This is a genomic window from Streptomyces sp. NPDC001507 (genome assembly GCF_042894765.1).
GTDB lineage: Bacteria > Actinomycetota > Actinomycetes > Streptomycetales > Streptomycetaceae > Streptomyces.
Genome location: NZ_JBIAVV010000001.1, coordinates 1102634 through 1117678, shown reverse-complemented (window position 1 = coordinate 1117678; position 15045 = coordinate 1102634). Strand labels below are relative to the sequence as shown.

General features: G+C 70.2%; 10 protein-coding genes. 5 read left to right on the top strand and 5 right to left on the bottom strand.

Annotation, left to right across the window (positions count from 1 at the left end; translation table 11 throughout):
• Positions 1-24 precede the first annotated feature (24 nt).
• The gene (locus ACFY0K_RS05005) at positions 25-765 is read right to left on the bottom strand and encodes an SDR family oxidoreductase (RefSeq protein WP_390638634.1); all 741 of its coding nucleotides are present in this window, start codon (positions 763-765) and stop codon (positions 25-27) included.
• Between the two features lie 453 nt (positions 766-1218).
• Here ACFY0K_RS05005 and ACFY0K_RS05000 point away from each other — a divergent pair, with 453 nt between their 5' ends.
• The 5 genes from ACFY0K_RS05000 (at position 1219) to ACFY0K_RS04980 (ending at position 7924) form a co-directional block, all read left to right on the top strand.
• The gene (locus ACFY0K_RS05000) at positions 1219-1701 is read left to right on the top strand and encodes a hypothetical protein (protein ID WP_390638633.1); all 483 of its coding nucleotides are present in this window, start codon (positions 1219-1221) and stop codon (positions 1699-1701) included.
• Positions 1702-2076: 375 nt separating this feature from the next.
• Complete coding sequence (locus ACFY0K_RS04995) at positions 2077-3171, top strand: DUF1996 domain-containing protein (protein WP_390638632.1); 1095 nt, start codon at positions 2077-2079, stop codon at positions 3169-3171.
• A 13-nt stretch (positions 3172-3184) separates the two neighbouring features.
• Positions 3185-4945: a discoidin domain-containing protein gene (locus ACFY0K_RS04990; protein WP_390638631.1), complete on the top strand. Its 1761-nt coding sequence runs from the start codon at positions 3185-3187 to the stop codon at positions 4943-4945.
• Positions 4946-5028: 83 nt separating this feature from the next.
• The gene (locus ACFY0K_RS04985) at positions 5029-6069 is read left to right on the top strand and encodes a LacI family DNA-binding transcriptional regulator (RefSeq protein WP_390638630.1); all 1041 of its coding nucleotides are present in this window, start codon (positions 5029-5031) and stop codon (positions 6067-6069) included.
• A gap of 148 nt (positions 6070-6217) precedes the next feature.
• Positions 6218-7924, top strand: a complete 1707-nt coding sequence (locus ACFY0K_RS04980) for a nitrate/nitrite transporter (RefSeq protein WP_390638629.1) — start codon at positions 6218-6220, stop codon at positions 7922-7924.
• Positions 7925-8025: 101 nt separating this feature from the next.
• Here ACFY0K_RS04980 and ACFY0K_RS04975 read toward each other — a convergent pair whose 3' ends face one another.
• The 4 genes from ACFY0K_RS04975 to ACFY0K_RS04960 all read right to left on the bottom strand — a co-directional run bounded on the left by ACFY0K_RS04975 (position 8026) and on the right by ACFY0K_RS04960 (position 14801).
• Positions 8026-8772 carry a phosphotransferase family protein gene (locus ACFY0K_RS04975; RefSeq protein ID WP_390638628.1) on the bottom strand — a complete coding sequence of 249 codons (747 nt, stop codon included), beginning with the start codon at positions 8770-8772 and terminating at the stop codon, positions 8026-8028.
• Positions 8773-9014: 242 nt separating this feature from the next.
• Entirely contained in the window at positions 9015-9518 is a 504-nt protein-coding gene (locus ACFY0K_RS04970; protein ID WP_390638627.1) for a DUF1203 domain-containing protein, read from the bottom strand.
• A gap of 156 nt (positions 9519-9674) precedes the next feature.
• The gene (locus ACFY0K_RS04965) at positions 9675-13949 is read right to left on the bottom strand and encodes a discoidin domain-containing protein (RefSeq protein WP_390638626.1); all 4275 of its coding nucleotides are present in this window, start codon (positions 13947-13949) and stop codon (positions 9675-9677) included.
• Between the two features lie 636 nt (positions 13950-14585).
• Positions 14586-14801, bottom strand: coding sequence for a DUF4177 domain-containing protein (locus ACFY0K_RS04960; protein WP_089106991.1), 216 nt, complete (start codon positions 14799-14801; stop codon positions 14586-14588).
• Positions 14802-15045: the final 244 nt, after the last annotated feature.

The following is a 15045-nucleotide window of genomic DNA, read 5'->3' as shown; positions in this document are numbered from 1 at the left end:
GCCCGGTGGTGCGCGCGGCGGGGGTCAGGCGAGTCCGCCGTTGGCGTAGAGGACCTGTCCGTTGACCCAGCGCGCGGGACCGGCCAGGAACGAGACGACCTCGGCGATGTCCCCGGGCTCGCCGAGACGCTCCAGCGGGGTCGCCTTGGCGAAGTTCGCGATGGTGGCGTCGTCCTTGCCGTCGAGGAACAGCGGTGTGGCGGTGGGGCCGGGTGCGACGGCGTTGACGGTGACGTCCCGGCCGCGCAGCTCACGGGCGAGGATGAGGGTCAGGCCCTCGACCGCGGCCTTGCTGGCGACGTAGGCGCCGTAGCCCGGCAACTGGGTGCGGACCACGGAGGTCGAGACGTTGACGATCGCGCCACCCGGGCGGACCCTGCGGGCCGCCTGCTGGGAGACGACGAAGGTGCCGCGGATGTTCGTGCGGTGCATCCGGTCGAGGTCGGCGAGGTCGAACGTCGCGATCGGGGCCAGGATCATGATGCCGGCGGTGTTCACGACCACGTCGATGCCGCCGAAGGCCGACTCGACGGCGTCGAAGGCCGCGCTCATCGCGCTCTCGTCGGCGATGTCGCCGCCCACCGCGAGGGCCCTGCCGCCGGCGGCGGTGATCGCGGCCACGGTCTCCTCGGCCCTGGCCTTGTTTCCCGCGTACTGCACGGCGACCGCGAAGCCGTCCCGGGCGAGCCGCTCGGCCGCGACGCGGCCGATACCGCCCGAGCCTCCGGTGACCAGTGCGACACGGTCGGGGGTGGGGGTGCTCATGAGGGTCTCCTCTTCAGGTGCGTCCAAATGAACGACGCGTTCATATAACCATGAAATGAACGTGCCGTCCATATCTCTGGGGCGAGTCCTGTGCCGGACGCCGTGGAGCCTTTTCCACGAGGTGCCCGCCGCCGCACGCACCAGCCCCGGTGGCGGTCCGGGATGGCGGGGAGGTGCGGGCAGGACAGGTGGCGCCGCGCACGTCGAGTCGTACGTCGGGAGAGGCATACCTGTCAGAGCCGAGACGTTCGGGACGAGGAACGAGGTGGTCGTCAAGCGTGCGTCAGCCATGCCGCGACCTGCCCTCCGCGCGTCCGCCCCGGTGCCCCGCACGGGCGGCGCCGGGCCCACGACCGGGGCGGTGACGCGCACTTGCCCAAGCGCCGATTCCCGTTAGCGTGGGGGCGCCAGGTCAGCAGGTCCCACCTCTCTCCCCCCACCGCAGGAGGCTCCGTGCCCATCCGTCCTCGCCGGCTCGCCGTCCCCGCCCTGCTCACCGCTGCCGCCCTCGCCGTCGCGGCTCCGGCCGCCCAGGCCAGCGGCGCCAAGATGAGCCAGTCGGCAGCGGCCGCGAAGCTCTCCGCCGCGGGCATCACCTGGAGCTCCAGCGGCAACTGCACCACTCGCTCCAACTCGACGTGCACGTCGTTCGACCAGATCAACTCCGGCACGGTCGACGCCGTGATCACGCTGAAGCGGGCCAGCGGCTGCGCCATCAACATCACGGGCGGCACGGAGGTCGGCCACGCGTCGGGCACCTACAGCCACTACAACGGCTACAAGGTCGACCTGGCGCACAACTCGTGCCTGGACGGCTATGTGCACAACAGCTTCACCTACATCGGCTACCGGGGCGACGGCTACCCGCAGTGGCAGGCCGCCTCCGGCAACCTCTACTGCGACGAAGGCAACCACTGGGACGTCACGGTGTACTGAGTCCCCCGCCGAGGCGCAGGGCTCCGGTGAGCGGCAGAGCGGGCGTCGCCGCGCCACGGCGAGGCGACGCCCGCCGATCCGAGTCTCATGACGGCCTCCGCGGATGCGTCAAGGGCGCCGTCACACCGCTTAGTTCATGGCTTGATTTAACTAATGATGTCCAACGTCCGGCAAGCCTCGGGGAGTTGAAATCTTTCCGGGCCCTCTTCTGCCGGATCCCTTGACACCTCGATGACATGGCCTCAACACTCCTCGGCGGGAGAGCGCTCTCCCGAACGTCTCCCGGCGCCCCCTCGCGTCAGTCCGCCTGACGTCACGTCATGGGGTCGCCCGGCGACGGCCTCTGCCACCCCCACCGTTCAGGAGGAGGTCTCCATGCCACGGAGATCGAAAGGCCTGTCAGCCACGCTGATCACCGGCGCGCTCCTGCTGACCTCGCTCGGCCTCGGCGGCATCGCCGTCAGCGCCGGGCCGCCCGCACCGCACAGCGCCGCCGCGCGGTCGTTCGCGGCCACCCATTCCGGTCACGCGATGGCCGCGTCCACGGCCACCTCCCCGGAGGATCCGGACGGCGACGGCTACATCCTGGCGAACCCGCAGGTCACCGGCGTGACGCCGTCCACCCAGGACCCGCCGCACCGCTACTTCCACGAGTTCCAGGCCAACTGCTCGGTCTCCCGTACGAGGCCGGACGACCCCATCGTCTACCCGCAGCAGCCGGGCAAGTCCCACGACCACACCTTCATGGGCAACACGACGACCGACGCGTACAGCACCACCGCCTCGCTGTCGGCCGGCGGCACCACGTGCAAGGCCCCCGGCGACCTGTCCGGCTACTGGATGCCCACCCTGTACAACGGCGACCAGCAGATCCTGCCCGTCGGCCCGCAGGTCATCTACTACAAGGCCGGCGTCACCGACTACACCAGCGTCCGGCCCTTCCCCAAGGGCCTGCGTTTCGTCGTCGGCAGCCCCCTGCAGAGCGCCGACGAGTTCCGCAGCCACCCCGGCTTCGTCGAGGGCTGGGAGTGCGGTGACAGCTACTTCAACACCGAGTTCCCGGCGAGCTGTCCCAACCGGGCCGATGTCCAGCTCAACATCCGCTTCCAGGCGCCCAGTTGCTGGGACGGCAAGTACCTCGACACGCCCGACCACAAGAGTCACATGGCCTATCCCGTGGTCAAGCCCGGCACGAACGACAACATCTGCCCGGCTGACCACCCGGTGGCCCTGCCGATGATCGAGTTCAAGATGGCCTTCCCGGTCAACGGCGACATGTCGAAGGTGCGGCTCTCCAGCGGGACGGGGCACACCTTCCACTACGACTTCTTCAACGCGTGGGACGACCGCACCCTCCAGGCGCTGGTCGACCACTGCGTCGTCGGCGGGCTCCAGTGCGACGCACGCGGCTACGACGAGACCCACCCGGAGGCGGGCGCCGCACTCGACGAGCACTACCGACTGCCGTGAGGAGCTCGCTCTCATGACCCCACGACCCCGCACCCGTTCCCGTACCCGCCGCGCCGCGGCACCCCTGACCGCCGGTGTACTGGCCGCCGGATTCCTCGCCGCGCTGCCCGCCGCCCAGGCGCACGCCGCGGGCAGCGTCGTCAAGGTCACCGGCGGCCAGGGCGCCTGGCAGCTGACCGTGGACGGCCAGCCGTACCAGATCAAGGGCCTGACCTGGGGTCCGAGCGTCTCGGACGCCGACAAGTACCTGCCCGACCTCACGTCCATGGGCGTCAACACGATCCGCACCTGGGGCACCGACGCCACCAGCAAGCCGCTGTTCGACTCGGCGGCCGCGCACGGCATCAAGGTGATCGCGGGCTTCTGGCTGCAACCGGGCGGCGGTCCCGGCAGCGGCGGCTGCGTCAACTACCTGACGGACACGGCCTACCGGAACCAGGTGCTCGACGAGTTCCCCAAGTGGGTGCAGACCTACAAGGACAACCCCGGCGTGCTCATGTGGGACGTCGGCAACGAGTCTGTCCTCGGCCTGCAGAACTGCTACAGCGGTGACGAACTGGAGAGGCAGCGCGACGCCTACACCACCCTCGTCAACGACATCACCAAGAAGATCCACGCCATCGACCCGAACCACCCGGTCACGTCCACCGACGCCTGGGTCGGCGCCTGGCCCTACTTCAAGAAGAACGCGCCGGACCTCGACCTGTACGCCGTGAACTCCTACAACGCGGTCTGCGACGTCAAGGCCGCCTGGCAGCAAGGGAGTTACACCAAGCCCTACATCGTCACCGAGACCGGGCCGGCCGGCGAGTGGGAGGTCCCGGACGACGCCAACGGGGTCCCGCTGGAGCCCTCCGACCAGGCGAAGGCCGACGGCTACACCCGTGCGTGGAACTGCGTCACCGGGCACCAGGGAGTTGCGCTCGGCGCGACGATGTTCCACTACGGCACCGAGTACGACTTCGGCGGCATCTGGTTCAACCTTCTGCCCGCCGGCCAGAGGCGCCTGTCGTACTACGCCGTGAAGCGGGCCTACGGCGGTGACACCGGCCACGACAACACCCCGCCCGTCATCTCCGGCCTGACCGTGGAGGGCGGCGCGGGCCAGGTGCAGGCCGGACGCGCCCTCGTCCTGTCCGTGCAGGCCGGCGACCCCGACGGCGACCGGATCTCCTACGAGGTCCTCGACAACAGCATGTACATCGACCAGAACAAGAACCTGACCTCACTGCCCTTCACCGACCTCGGCGGCGGCCGCCTGAGGTTCACCGCGCCCGACCGTCCGGGCGTCTGGAAGGTCTACGTCAAGGCGACCGACGGGCACGGCAACGTCGGCGTGGAGACGCGCTCGATCCGCGTCGTACCGCCGGTCCCGTCCGGCACCGACGTGGCACGCGGCAAGCCCGCCACCGCCTCGTCGTACCAGGCGAGTTACGGTGACTGCCCGTGCACGGCGGCCAACGCGGTCGACGGCGACCAGAGCACGCGCTGGGCCAGTGACTGGAGCGACCCGCAGTGGCTCCAGGTCGACCTCGGAACCCGCACCACGTTCCGGCACGTCCAGCTGTCCTGGGAGGCCTCGTACGCCAAGGCGTACACCATCCAGACCTCCGACGACGGCCAGAACTGGCAGACCGTGCACACCGTGACCGACGGCAACGGCGGGATCGACGACTTCGACGTCACCGGGACCGGCCGCTACGTCCGCGTCAACGGCACCGCGCGGGGCACCGGTTGGGGCTACTCGCTGTACGAGTTCGGCGTCTACGCCTGACGGACGCGGCTCTCCCGGAGCGGCGGACCCCGCTCCGGGAGAGCGCTCTACTGCAGGCCTCGCAGGTCCGTTAGGGTGCCTGCATGAGCAGACGGGCCCCGACGCTCGAGGACGTCGCCCGGGAGGCCGGTGTCTCCCGGGCGACCGTGTCCCGGGTCGTCAACGGCATCCGCAACGTGGACCCGGAGATACAGGAGATGGTCCGCGGGGCCATCGCGCGGACGGGTTACGCGCCCAACCGGGCCGCCCGTTCCCTGGTGATCCGGCGGTCCGAGACCGTCGCCCTGGTGGTCTCCGGCGCCGGGGACACCACGGACGCCGGCCAGAACGCCTTCGCCACGTCGGTGTTCGCGGATCCCTTCTTCGGACGGGTCGTCAGCGGGATCGTGGGCTTCCTGCGCCCCCGTTCGATGCACCCCGTCCTGATGTTCGCCGAGTCCGCCGAGGCCCGGGAGGAGGTGGTGACCTATCTGCGCCAGGGCCGCGCCGACGGCGCCCTCGTGGTCTCCACCCACGCCGACGACCCGCTGCCGGCCCTGCTCGCCGACGCCCGGCTTCCCGCGGTGCTCTTCGCCCGCCCCTCCCGTCCGGTCCCGCTCAGCTACGTGGACCTGGCGCACCGGGACGGCGGACGCCTCGCGGCGGAGCACCTCCTCGCGCGCGGCTGCCGCCGCCCCGCCACCGTGTGCGGCCCGCTGGACGTGGAGGCGAGCCGGGAGCGGCTCGCGGGCTTCCGTGACACGCTCGCCCGCCACGGCCACCCCTGCGTCCCGGTCGCCGAGGGCGGGTTCACCCTGGACAGCGGTCTCGCGGCCACGGCGGACCTCCTGGCCCGGCACCCCGACACGGACGGCGTGTTCGCCGCCAACGACCTCATGGCGCAGGGCGCCTGCCAGGTCGTACGGGAGCAGGGGCGCCGGGTGCCCGAGGACGTCGCCGTCGTCGGCTTCGACGACTCCGGCATCGCCGAGACCTGCCGGCCCCGGCTGACCACGATCCGCCAGCCGGTCGAGGAGATGGCGGCCGAGATGGCCCGCCTGCTCGACGAGCACATGAACGGCGCGCGCAGCGACGCGACGTCGGTCATCTTCGACCCGAAGCTCGTGGTGCGCGACTCGGCGTAGCCGGGCCGTGCATGATCTCGCGCAGACCCCCTAGGCGTACCGACCAGTCGGTACTACCCTCTGGCCACGCTCCCGGAGCCGGGCCGGCGCGAGGCTTCGTCGCGCCGACGCGAAACACCCGGTCTCCGGAAACCCCGGGAGGAGCCGCATGTCCGCTGCCACGACACCGCCCGCCGCCGACAGACCCGCACCCGATGTGCCCTCCGCCGCCGCCGGCACCCCGCTGGCCCGGCTGTACCGCCGCGAACTGACCGACTATCCGCCCACCGGCCGCCGCATGGTGTACCTCGCGATCGTGGTCGTCACCACCGTCGTCCTGTACTACATGCTGTACATCCAGTACGCGGTGGCGACGTCGATCATCACGCACTTCGGCATGACGTACCGCTACTTCATCTGGGTCTCGGTGATCGGCAACGCGGTCGGAGCCTTCGCCTCGCTCGTGGCGGGTCTTGCCGACCGCTGGGGCCGGGCGAATCTGGTGGTCTACGGACTGCTGGTCGCGGCGCTGCTGGTCTTCTTCGGTCTGCCGAACGCGGCGGACAAGACCACCTACCTGGTGCTCTTCGCGCTCGTCAGCTTCATCGAGGGCATCGTGCTGGTCGCCACCCCGGCGCTGATCAGGGACTTCTCCCCACAGCTCGGCCGGGCCACCGCGATGGGGTACTGGACGATGGGGCCGGTCATCGGCTCCCTGGTGGTCACCGTCGTCACCAGCAACACCCTCGACAGTGCCACCTGGCAGGACGAGTTGCGCTATTCGGCGATCGCCGGGTTCGTCGTCTTCGTCTTCGCGATCGTCGCGCTGCGCGAGCTGTCCCCGGCACTGCGGGACCAGATCATGGTGACCCTGCGGGACCGGGCACTGGTCGAGGCACGCGCCAAGGGGCTGGACACCGAGGCGCTGCGGCGCGGCGAGTGGCGGCAGATGATGCGCCTGGACGTGCTGGGCTCGGCCTTCGCCATCGCCGTGTTCCTGCTGCTGTACTACGCGGCGGTCGGCAACTTCGTCGTCTACTTCTCGACCGTCTTCGGCTACAGCGAGCAGCGCACCAACGCGCTGGCCAACTGGTACTGGGGAGCGAACGCCGTCGCCCTGGTCCTGGTCGGCCTGGTCTCGGACCGGCTGAAGGTGCGCAAGCCCTTCATGATCGTCGGCGCGCTCGGCTCGATCGCGGTGACCGCGGCCTTCGCCACCCGCGCCACCCACCTGACGACCGGCTATTACACCTTCGCCTGGCTGTTCGTCGGCATCGGAGTCTTCAGCGGCATCGCCTACGCGCCCTGGATGGCGAGCTTCACCGAGACGGTGGAGAAGCACAACCCGGCGGCCACCGCGGCGGGTCTGGCGGTGTGGGGCTGGACCGTGCGCATCGTGGTCGCCGTCTCCGCGGCCTTCATCCCGGTGCTGGTCACCTCCGTGACCCCACTCGTGGAGCACGGCGCCGAGGTCAAGGCCGCCTCGGCGCAGGCGGCACCCGCGCTGGCGATCGTGGATGCGCATCCGGACCTCTTCGCCGAGCTCGACAAGTACAGCCCGGCCACCACCCCTCCCGCACTGAGCGCCCGCGCGGTCAAGGAGGTCGGCGCGGAGAACCTCGCCGTCGTACAGAAGGCGGGGCCGCAGCTGAAGCTGCTGCAGGAGTACGGCGCCAAGGTCCAGAAGGCGTCGAAGGACGGGCCCGGCGAATGGCGCACCTGGTGGTGGATCTGCGTCGGCGGCCAGGTGGTCTTCCTGCCCTTCGTCTTCGTGATGGCGGGCCGGTGGAGCCCGAAGAAGGCGCGCATGGACGCCGAGGCACACCAACTCGCCGTCAACCGCGAGCTGACCGCCTTGGCCGCCGCCGAGGAGTGACCGGACGGGGAGCCGGGGACGGCGGGCAGGGGTTCCCTGCCCGCCGTCCCCGACGTGCCGGGTCTCCTCGGTGCACGCGCGCCAGTCCGGCCCGCGCTGCCTCACATCCGGGATCTCAGCACGTCGACCTCGCAGCCCGGCGCGGACGGGTCGAAGCCGTGCTCGACCAGCCAGCGCACCCCCAGCAGGCTGCGCAACGACCACCACGCGCGGAGCACGTCGAGGTCGACGTCGGCGCCGTAACCGGCGATGACGTCGCCGAGGTGCTCCTCGTGTCCCAGCGTCAGGGTGGCGAGGTCGAACAGGGCGTCGCCCGGGCCCGCTTCGGACCAGTCGATGATGCCGGTGACCTCGTCGCCGTCGACGAAGACGTGCTCGGCCTGCAGGTCGCCGTGCGTGAACACCGGGGTCCACGGCCTGATCGCGGCCTCGGCGACCTGGCGGTTGCGGGTGACCAGGTCGGCGGGCAGGACGCCGTTCGCCACGAGCGACTCGCACTCGCCGTCGAGTTCGGCCGCCAGTTCGTCGGGACCCCGGCGGCGCCGGCCGGGCCAGGGCGGCAGCGGTGCCTCGTGCAACTGCCGGACGGCGGCACCCGCCGCGGCCCATGCCGCCGGCGATGCGGCCGACGGCTGACCGAGCCGGCCGAGCGCCGCCCCCGGGACGGCGGCGATGGCGAGCACGGGCCGCTTGCGCCACAGGACCTCCGGAGTCGGGACCGGCACCAGGGCCATCGCCTCGACCTCGACGTCGATGCGCGCGTGATCGGCGTCCACCTTCAAGAACACGTCGCCGACGCGCAGGGTCGCGCGCTCGGAATGGGCGACGACGACTTCGACCTCGTCCATGGGCGACCAGTATTCCGGGGATGATCGCCGCTGTCGCCGGAATTGTGGCGTGCGGTGACGCGGCCGACCGCGGCGCGGCGGCGGTGACGGCGTACGTGTCCTGCTTCGGGATCACGCCCCGTGAGCTGGGTCCACGCCGACAGGGAGGTGGCCGCCTGCCGGCGACGGTCTGCTCCGCGCGCCACCGCACACGCCCTGTGGCTCCCGGGCGGGGCGTGGGCGCCCCGCCCGGTATGGCGCCGTCAGGGGCGGTCCACACGGAAGTGGTAGCAGCCGTATTCGACGGCACGGACGTGGACCTGGGCGGTCCCGGGGTCGGCGAACGCCTCGGCCAGTGCGTGCTCGAAGGCCGCGTGGGGGTCGTCCGGGAGCTCCAGCATGCGGCCGCCGGTGATGCGGCCTCGCCCGTCGTAGCGGCGCAGGACGCGCAGGGCTCCCGGGCGTGCCCAGGGGTAGCCGGGGTGCTCGTCGGACGGGCCGCCGCAGTCCTCGGCGTGGATGAAGACCGGCCCCTGTTCGTCGTACGCCCCGGGATCGGCGCCCGTCCGCGCCGCCCACCGGCGCAGCGGGGCGTAGGACACGAGGGCGATCCACTCGCCCCGGGTACTGGACCGCAGGCAGCAGCGCAGCGGTGCGCCGCCCTCGTCGTCCGGGTACGGGCGTGGCGGGTTCCCGGCGTCGTCGTGGACGCGCAGTTCCTTCAGGGCCTCGGCGGGGATGGGAAGGGGAGGGAAGGCGGGATTCATGTGTGCAGCGTGACGCGGGCCGGACTGGGAGACCGGCGGGATCCGGACGCCGTCTTCGGCGCCGGAGCCGCGCGCCGGTCATCGCGGTGGGGCCCGGCGCGGCAGGAAGGGGCGTCCCCGGCGGGGACGCCCCTTCCCTTCACCGCTGTTCGGGAGCTACTCGATGTTGATCTTGAAGGTGGTGGTCGTGTTCTTGATGTCCTGGGCGTTGCCGCTCATCCGCAGGTTGCGGAAGGTGGCCTCGCCGACGGCGGGACCCTGACCGGGTTCGGGCAGTTCGTTGGCCCAGATACCGAAGCCGGACTTGGCGTCGAAGGCGTCTCCGCTCTTCTTGGAGTTGGTGATGGAGATGTCGGTGAAGATGGTGTCCTTCACCGGGAACTGCGGCTGGCCGCCGACGTAGTTGGTCTGGAACATGACGCCTCCGTAGGTGGAGTCGTCGATGTCGACGTCGTTGACCCGGATGCCCTGGAAGACCTTCGAGGCGGAGAACGCCCAGATGGCGGGGAAGACCTGGGAGCCCCAGAAGTGGCCGCCGGTTCTGTCCAGGGAGACGTTCTCGATCGTCGTGGGATCGGTGCCGAAGCCGTTCATCGGGTAGCCGAAGTCCAGCGAGGAGATCGTGATGCCGGAGTAGACGAGGGTGTCGGCGACGCGGATGTTGCGGAAGGTGTTGTCGTAGCCGCCGTAGACGGCGATGCCGGCCGCGCGCCAGGTGAGGGTGGAGGTCAGGTTCTCGTAGAGGTTGTTCTTCTCGTCGGCGCCGCCGGCGTCGATGGCCGAGAAGAGGGCGAAGCTGTCGTCGCCCGTGGCGCGGGCGTCGTTGTTGACGACGTGGTTGTCCGTGGAGCCGTTCGTCATGTTGATGCCGTCGGCGAACGTGTCACGGATGCGGGAGTTCGAGATGGTCATGTTGTCGGTGTTGGCGCCCCAGTAGAGGCACACCATGTGCTCGGCCCAGATGTTGTCGATGGTGATGTTCGAGACGTTGGAGAAGTCGAACACCTTGCCCGGCCCGTCGATCCGGGACGTGTAGTTGCCGAAGTAGGCGAAGCCGGAGAACGTCGAGCCGTTGGCCGTGGACTCGGCGCGGAAGCCGACGTCGGTGTTCTCCTGCGAGGCGGGCGCGTGGAAGCGGGTGAACCAGGGGCCCGCTCCGACGACCTTGACCGCCTTGCCGTAGACCTGGAACTTGCTGGAGGTGTCGTAGTCGCCGGCGGGCAGGTAGACGCCGACGAGCTTGCCCGTGGTGTCCATGCGGACCTTGTCGAGGGCGTTCTGCACGTCCTGCTGGGTGAAGCCGGCCGGGACCGTGTAGGCGGCCGGGTCGGGGTTGGCGATCGCGGTGGCCTGTTCGGTGTTGATGAAGTCGACGGCGTAGTAACTGGCGGTGTTCGCCGCGTCCTTCTGGAGGCGGATCCTGGAACCGGCGGGCACGGTCTTGCCGAGGAGCAGGTTCGCCTCGTCGTAGATGTGGCGCGGGGCGCCGGAGCCGGGTGAGTTGCCGGGCGCGGTCTCGCTGCCGTAGAGCCAGGCGTACTTCGAGGTGAGGTCGATCGCCTTGAGGAACTGGCCGTCCACGTAGACGTCGAGGGTGGCGTTGGTGCCGTCCGGGATCGCGAAGCGGGTGACCAGGGTGTTGGTCGCGGCGCGGGTCGTCCACTCGACGTACTCGCCGGTGGCGTCGAGGGTGACCGCCTTGCGGCCGCTCGCCTCGCCCGCGAAGTCGCCGATGGTGCGGTTGGGGCCGACGACCTTGGCGCCGCCGCCCACCGTGCCGTCCTCGGCCTCGTACATGTCGTACGGCATGTCGGCGCCGCGGCCGACGAACAGGTTCTGTGTGGTGGTGTTGTTGGTGCGCTTGACCGGCAGTTCGTTGGTGTCGTCGGCGATGACCGTCGTCACCGTGTACTTGCCGTTGACGGCCGTCCAGGAGCCGAGGCTGATCGGCGCGGTCGTCTGTCCGGAGGCGATGGTGCCGTTGTAGGAGCCGCTGAGCGTCTTGACGGTGGCGCCGTTCGCATCCTGGACGGTGAGGGTGACGCCGTGCGCGCCGGAGGCGGAATCGATGGTCCCCTGGTTCTTGAGGGCCACGGTGAAGGCGACGTTGTCGCCGGCCGAGGCGCTGGAGGGCGTCCAGGCGACCGGTGCGGCGACCAGGTCGGAGCTGGAGACGGGCTTGACGACGAGGGCGTCGGAGCGGGTGAAGGTGTTGTTGCCCTCGTTCTGCTCGATGACCTTGTTGGACGGGTCGACCTCGGCGCCGACCGGGTAGCTGCCCGCGTCCCGGGTGCCGATGCTCGCGGTGACCGTCGCCGAGGCGCCCGCCGCGAGGACCGGGACGTCGGCGGTGGCCGCCTTGGTGCCGCCGAGCGTGAAGTTCAGGTCGGTGGCCTTGGACGCCTTGCTGCCGCTGTTGGTGACGGTGGCGGACAGACTGATGGCGTCCGACTCGACCGGGGCCGCGGGCGAGTTGGTGATGCCGGTGACCTTCAGGTCCGGGTTGGCGGCCGGGGTGCCGATCACCTGGAGCTCGCCGACCTGGCCGCCGGGGGCGCCGGTGTTGGAGGCGAACTTGAGCTGGATGTCGGCGGCGGCACCGGAGACCGGGATGGTCACGGTGTTGCCGGTGGCCGGGTTGAACGTGTAGTCCTTCGCCGCGACGAGGCTGGTGAAGGTGGTCGCGTCCTGGTCTCGGCCGAGCACCTGGATGTTCTGGGTGCGGGTCGACCAGGCCGGGTCCGGGTTGAGCTTGACGACGACCTGGCTGAGGTCGGCGTTGGCGCCCAGCTTGGTGGTGAGGGTGGCCGGGTAGGCGCCGCCCGCGCTCTCCCAGTAGGTGCCGATCTGGCCGTCGTTGGCGTTCGCGGCGACGTAGGTGAAGGTGTACGAGGAGGCCTCGATGGGCTTGCCCTGGGCGAGGTCGGAGCCTGCGCCGTTCCCGGGCCGGGTGACGCTGTTGCTCGCCACCGACACGTTCCCTGCGGCGTCCTTCGCCTTCACGTAGTAGGTGACGGTGGCCGTCGCCGACGGGGTGTCGGTGTACGTCGTCACGTCGCCGGCCACGGTCTTGACGAGCTGGTCGTTGGCGTAGACGTCGTACCCGGTGACGGCCACGTTGTCGCTCGACGCCTGCCAGGTGAGCTTCACGTCGCTGCCGGACTGCGTGTAGGCGAGGTTGCCGGGCGCCGTGGGGGCCTGGGTGTCGCCGCTCGCTCCCTTGCGGGTGACGCTGTTGCTGTTGGCGGAGACGTTGCCCGCGGCGTCCTTGGCCCGCACGAAGTACGTGATGTCGGTGCCGGCCGGCTGGGTGTCGGTGTAGGTCAGGACGTTCCCGGCCACGCTCGCCCGCAACTGGCCGTTGGCGTAGACGTCGTACCCGGTCACGCCCGTGTCGTCGGTGGCCGCGCTCCAGGTCAGCTTGATCTGCCCGGAGGCCGGCTCGGTGTAGGCCAGGTTGGCCGGCGCGGTGGGCGCCTGGGTGTCGCCGGTGGCCGGTCCGTAGACCTCCAGCTCGGACGCCTGCCCGGCGGGCCAGCCGTCGTTGGCGGTGAAGTACGCCCGCACGTACCGCGTCGTGGTCGTGTCGAAGCTGATGGTCGCCGACTGGTCGTCGGAGCTGTTGAAGGCGTACGCCTTCGACGCCGACAGGTCGGTGAAGTTCTGGTTGTCCGTGGAGCCCTGGATCTTGAGGGTCTGGTTGCGGCTCGGCCACCCGCTGGGCAGCCGCAGCGTCACCTGGTTCACCTGGACCGAGGAGCCGAGGTCGACCTTGAGCCACTGCGGGAAGGCGTTGTTGGTGCTCTCCCAGTAGGTGTTGCGGTTGCCGTCACCGGCGTTGGCCGCGCCGTAGACGTCGGCGTGCCCGCTCTCGCTGAAGGTCTTGCCCAAGGCGAGGTTGGGCGTCGAGGCGGCGGTCGTGAGGACCTGCATCTCGGCGAGCTGGGCGGTGCCCGCGACCGAGTTGGCGCTGAAGTCGGCCCGCACGTACCGGGCGAGGGTCGCGGGGAAGGAGACCTTCACCGTGTTGTCGTTGCCCGGGCTGAAGACGTACTGCGCCGTCGACTTGAGCGTGGCGAAGCTCTTGCCGTCGGCGCTGCCCTGGAGCGCCAGCGTCTGCTTGCGGGTCTGCCACTGCTCGGGCAGCCGCAGCACGACCTCGCGGACGCGCTTGGTCCGCCCGAGGTCGGTCTGGACCCACTGGGCCGACTTCTTCCCGGCCTGCCAGTAGGTGTCGGTGTCGCCGTCGGTGACGTTGACGGCCGCGTGTGCGGCGCGGGCGCTGCCTGCCGTGGTCCTGGCGTCCGCGGCGGCGTTCGGGCCGCCGGCCGCGTGCGCGCCGACGGCGGGCAGGCCCAGAACCATGACGGCGGAGGCGAGCACAGCGGTCGCTGTGCGCCGTCTCCAGGATCTCGGCTCGTGTCGAGTCATGCGGGGGGTCACTTCCTGCGGAGGCTCGCACGCCGGAGGGGCGGCGAGGGCGGCTCGTTCCTGACGGAGTGGTGCAGAAAGGTGCGGTGCGGTGCAGTGGAGTGGCGCGAGAAGCAATACGCAGACTTTTGCATTGTTTCATCGAAATATTACAGAGCGAAGTGAGCTCGTCTACGGCCAGGACTGCACAAATTTCACCAGAAGCACCCACGCATCGGTGACAGCGAGGGCGCGCACGCCGCGCCAGAGCCTTCGAGATGCCCAAAGAGGGGGCTGGAAAGGCAACTTGGCTTGAGGCTCTTCGACCCGGCTCCACGCACGAGTCGCACACTGCACTTGCATCCCGCAGTGCAAGCGAGCGTAATTAACGCAAGTTTTTGCGTCGCTGTGGCGCCGTGCTTTGACACCCAAGGACGGCTCAGGATGAAGGGTGAGGCGCCGCGGGCGCCACGTCGTCCGACACGCAAAGTGCCGACACGCTCGTGTTCCTGACGATGCGGACGCCGTGCTCGGCGGCGGCCCGCGGAGCCCGGACGATCATCACGTCGTCTTTCGCCCGCTTGCGGACGGCGAACGCCCCCCGGACCTCAAGCGGCGGGTCGGGGGGCGTTCGACTTGCTGCCGGCTGCGCTCCGGTCAGCCACGCGGGCGTTCGAAGGTCAGGAGCAGGCCCTCGACGGCTCCGGGACCTATGCGGCCCTTGACGTCGGCGGAGGTGATGGCCTTGAGGGCCCAGCCGTCCTCGGCGTGCTTGTTGAGCACCTTCTCCAGCTTGTCGCTGTCCAGCGCGTCGCCGATCAGCGACTCCCGGAAGGTGACGACCTTGTATTCGTAGGCGTAGGCACTGCTCATGACTGCGGGGTCCTCCTGCCGGCGGAGCCGGGTCGGGTGGGAATCGGCCGGGGCCAGCCAATCATCCCCGGGTGCCGCGCGCAGCGCCGGGCCTCGGTTTTTCTGCTTCAGGGCCGGGACTTGCACGCTTTCCGCCTCAGAGGCGGGACGTGCGCGCCGGAGCAGCCCGGAGGGCAGCGCCCACGCCAGGCCGAGCAGGGCGCCGAGGGTTGTGCCCCACAGGCCCTCAAGGGACGATCGCCGG

Excerpts from the sequence above, each read along its gene's own strand:
- ACFY0K_RS05005 (WP_390638634.1), bottom strand. The coding sequence starts at position 765 with ATGAGCACCCCCACCCCCGACCGTGTCGCACTGGTCACCGGAGGCTCG.
- ACFY0K_RS04995 (WP_390638632.1), top strand. The coding sequence starts at position 2,077 with ATGCCACGGAGATCGAAAGGCCTGTCAGCCACGCTGATCACCGGCGCG.
- ACFY0K_RS04990 (WP_390638631.1), top strand. The coding sequence starts at position 3,185 with ATGACCCCACGACCCCGCACCCGTTCCCGTACCCGCCGCGCCGCGGCA.
- ACFY0K_RS04985 (WP_390638630.1), top strand. The coding sequence starts at position 5,029 with ATGAGCAGACGGGCCCCGACGCTCGAGGACGTCGCCCGGGAGGCCGGT.
- ACFY0K_RS04980 (WP_390638629.1), top strand. The coding sequence starts at position 6,218 with ATGTCCGCTGCCACGACACCGCCCGCCGCCGACAGACCCGCACCCGAT.
- ACFY0K_RS04975 (WP_390638628.1), bottom strand. The coding sequence starts at position 8,772 with ATGGACGAGGTCGAAGTCGTCGTCGCCCATTCCGAGCGCGCGACCCTG.
- ACFY0K_RS04970 (WP_390638627.1), bottom strand. The coding sequence starts at position 9,518 with ATGAATCCCGCCTTCCCTCCCCTTCCCATCCCCGCCGAGGCCCTGAAG.
- ACFY0K_RS04965 (WP_390638626.1), bottom strand. The coding sequence starts at position 13,949 with ATGACTCGACACGAGCCGAGATCCTGGAGACGGCGCACAGCGACCGCT.
- ACFY0K_RS04960 (WP_089106991.1), bottom strand. The coding sequence starts at position 14,801 with ATGAGCAGTGCCTACGCCTACGAATACAAGGTCGTCACCTTCCGGGAG.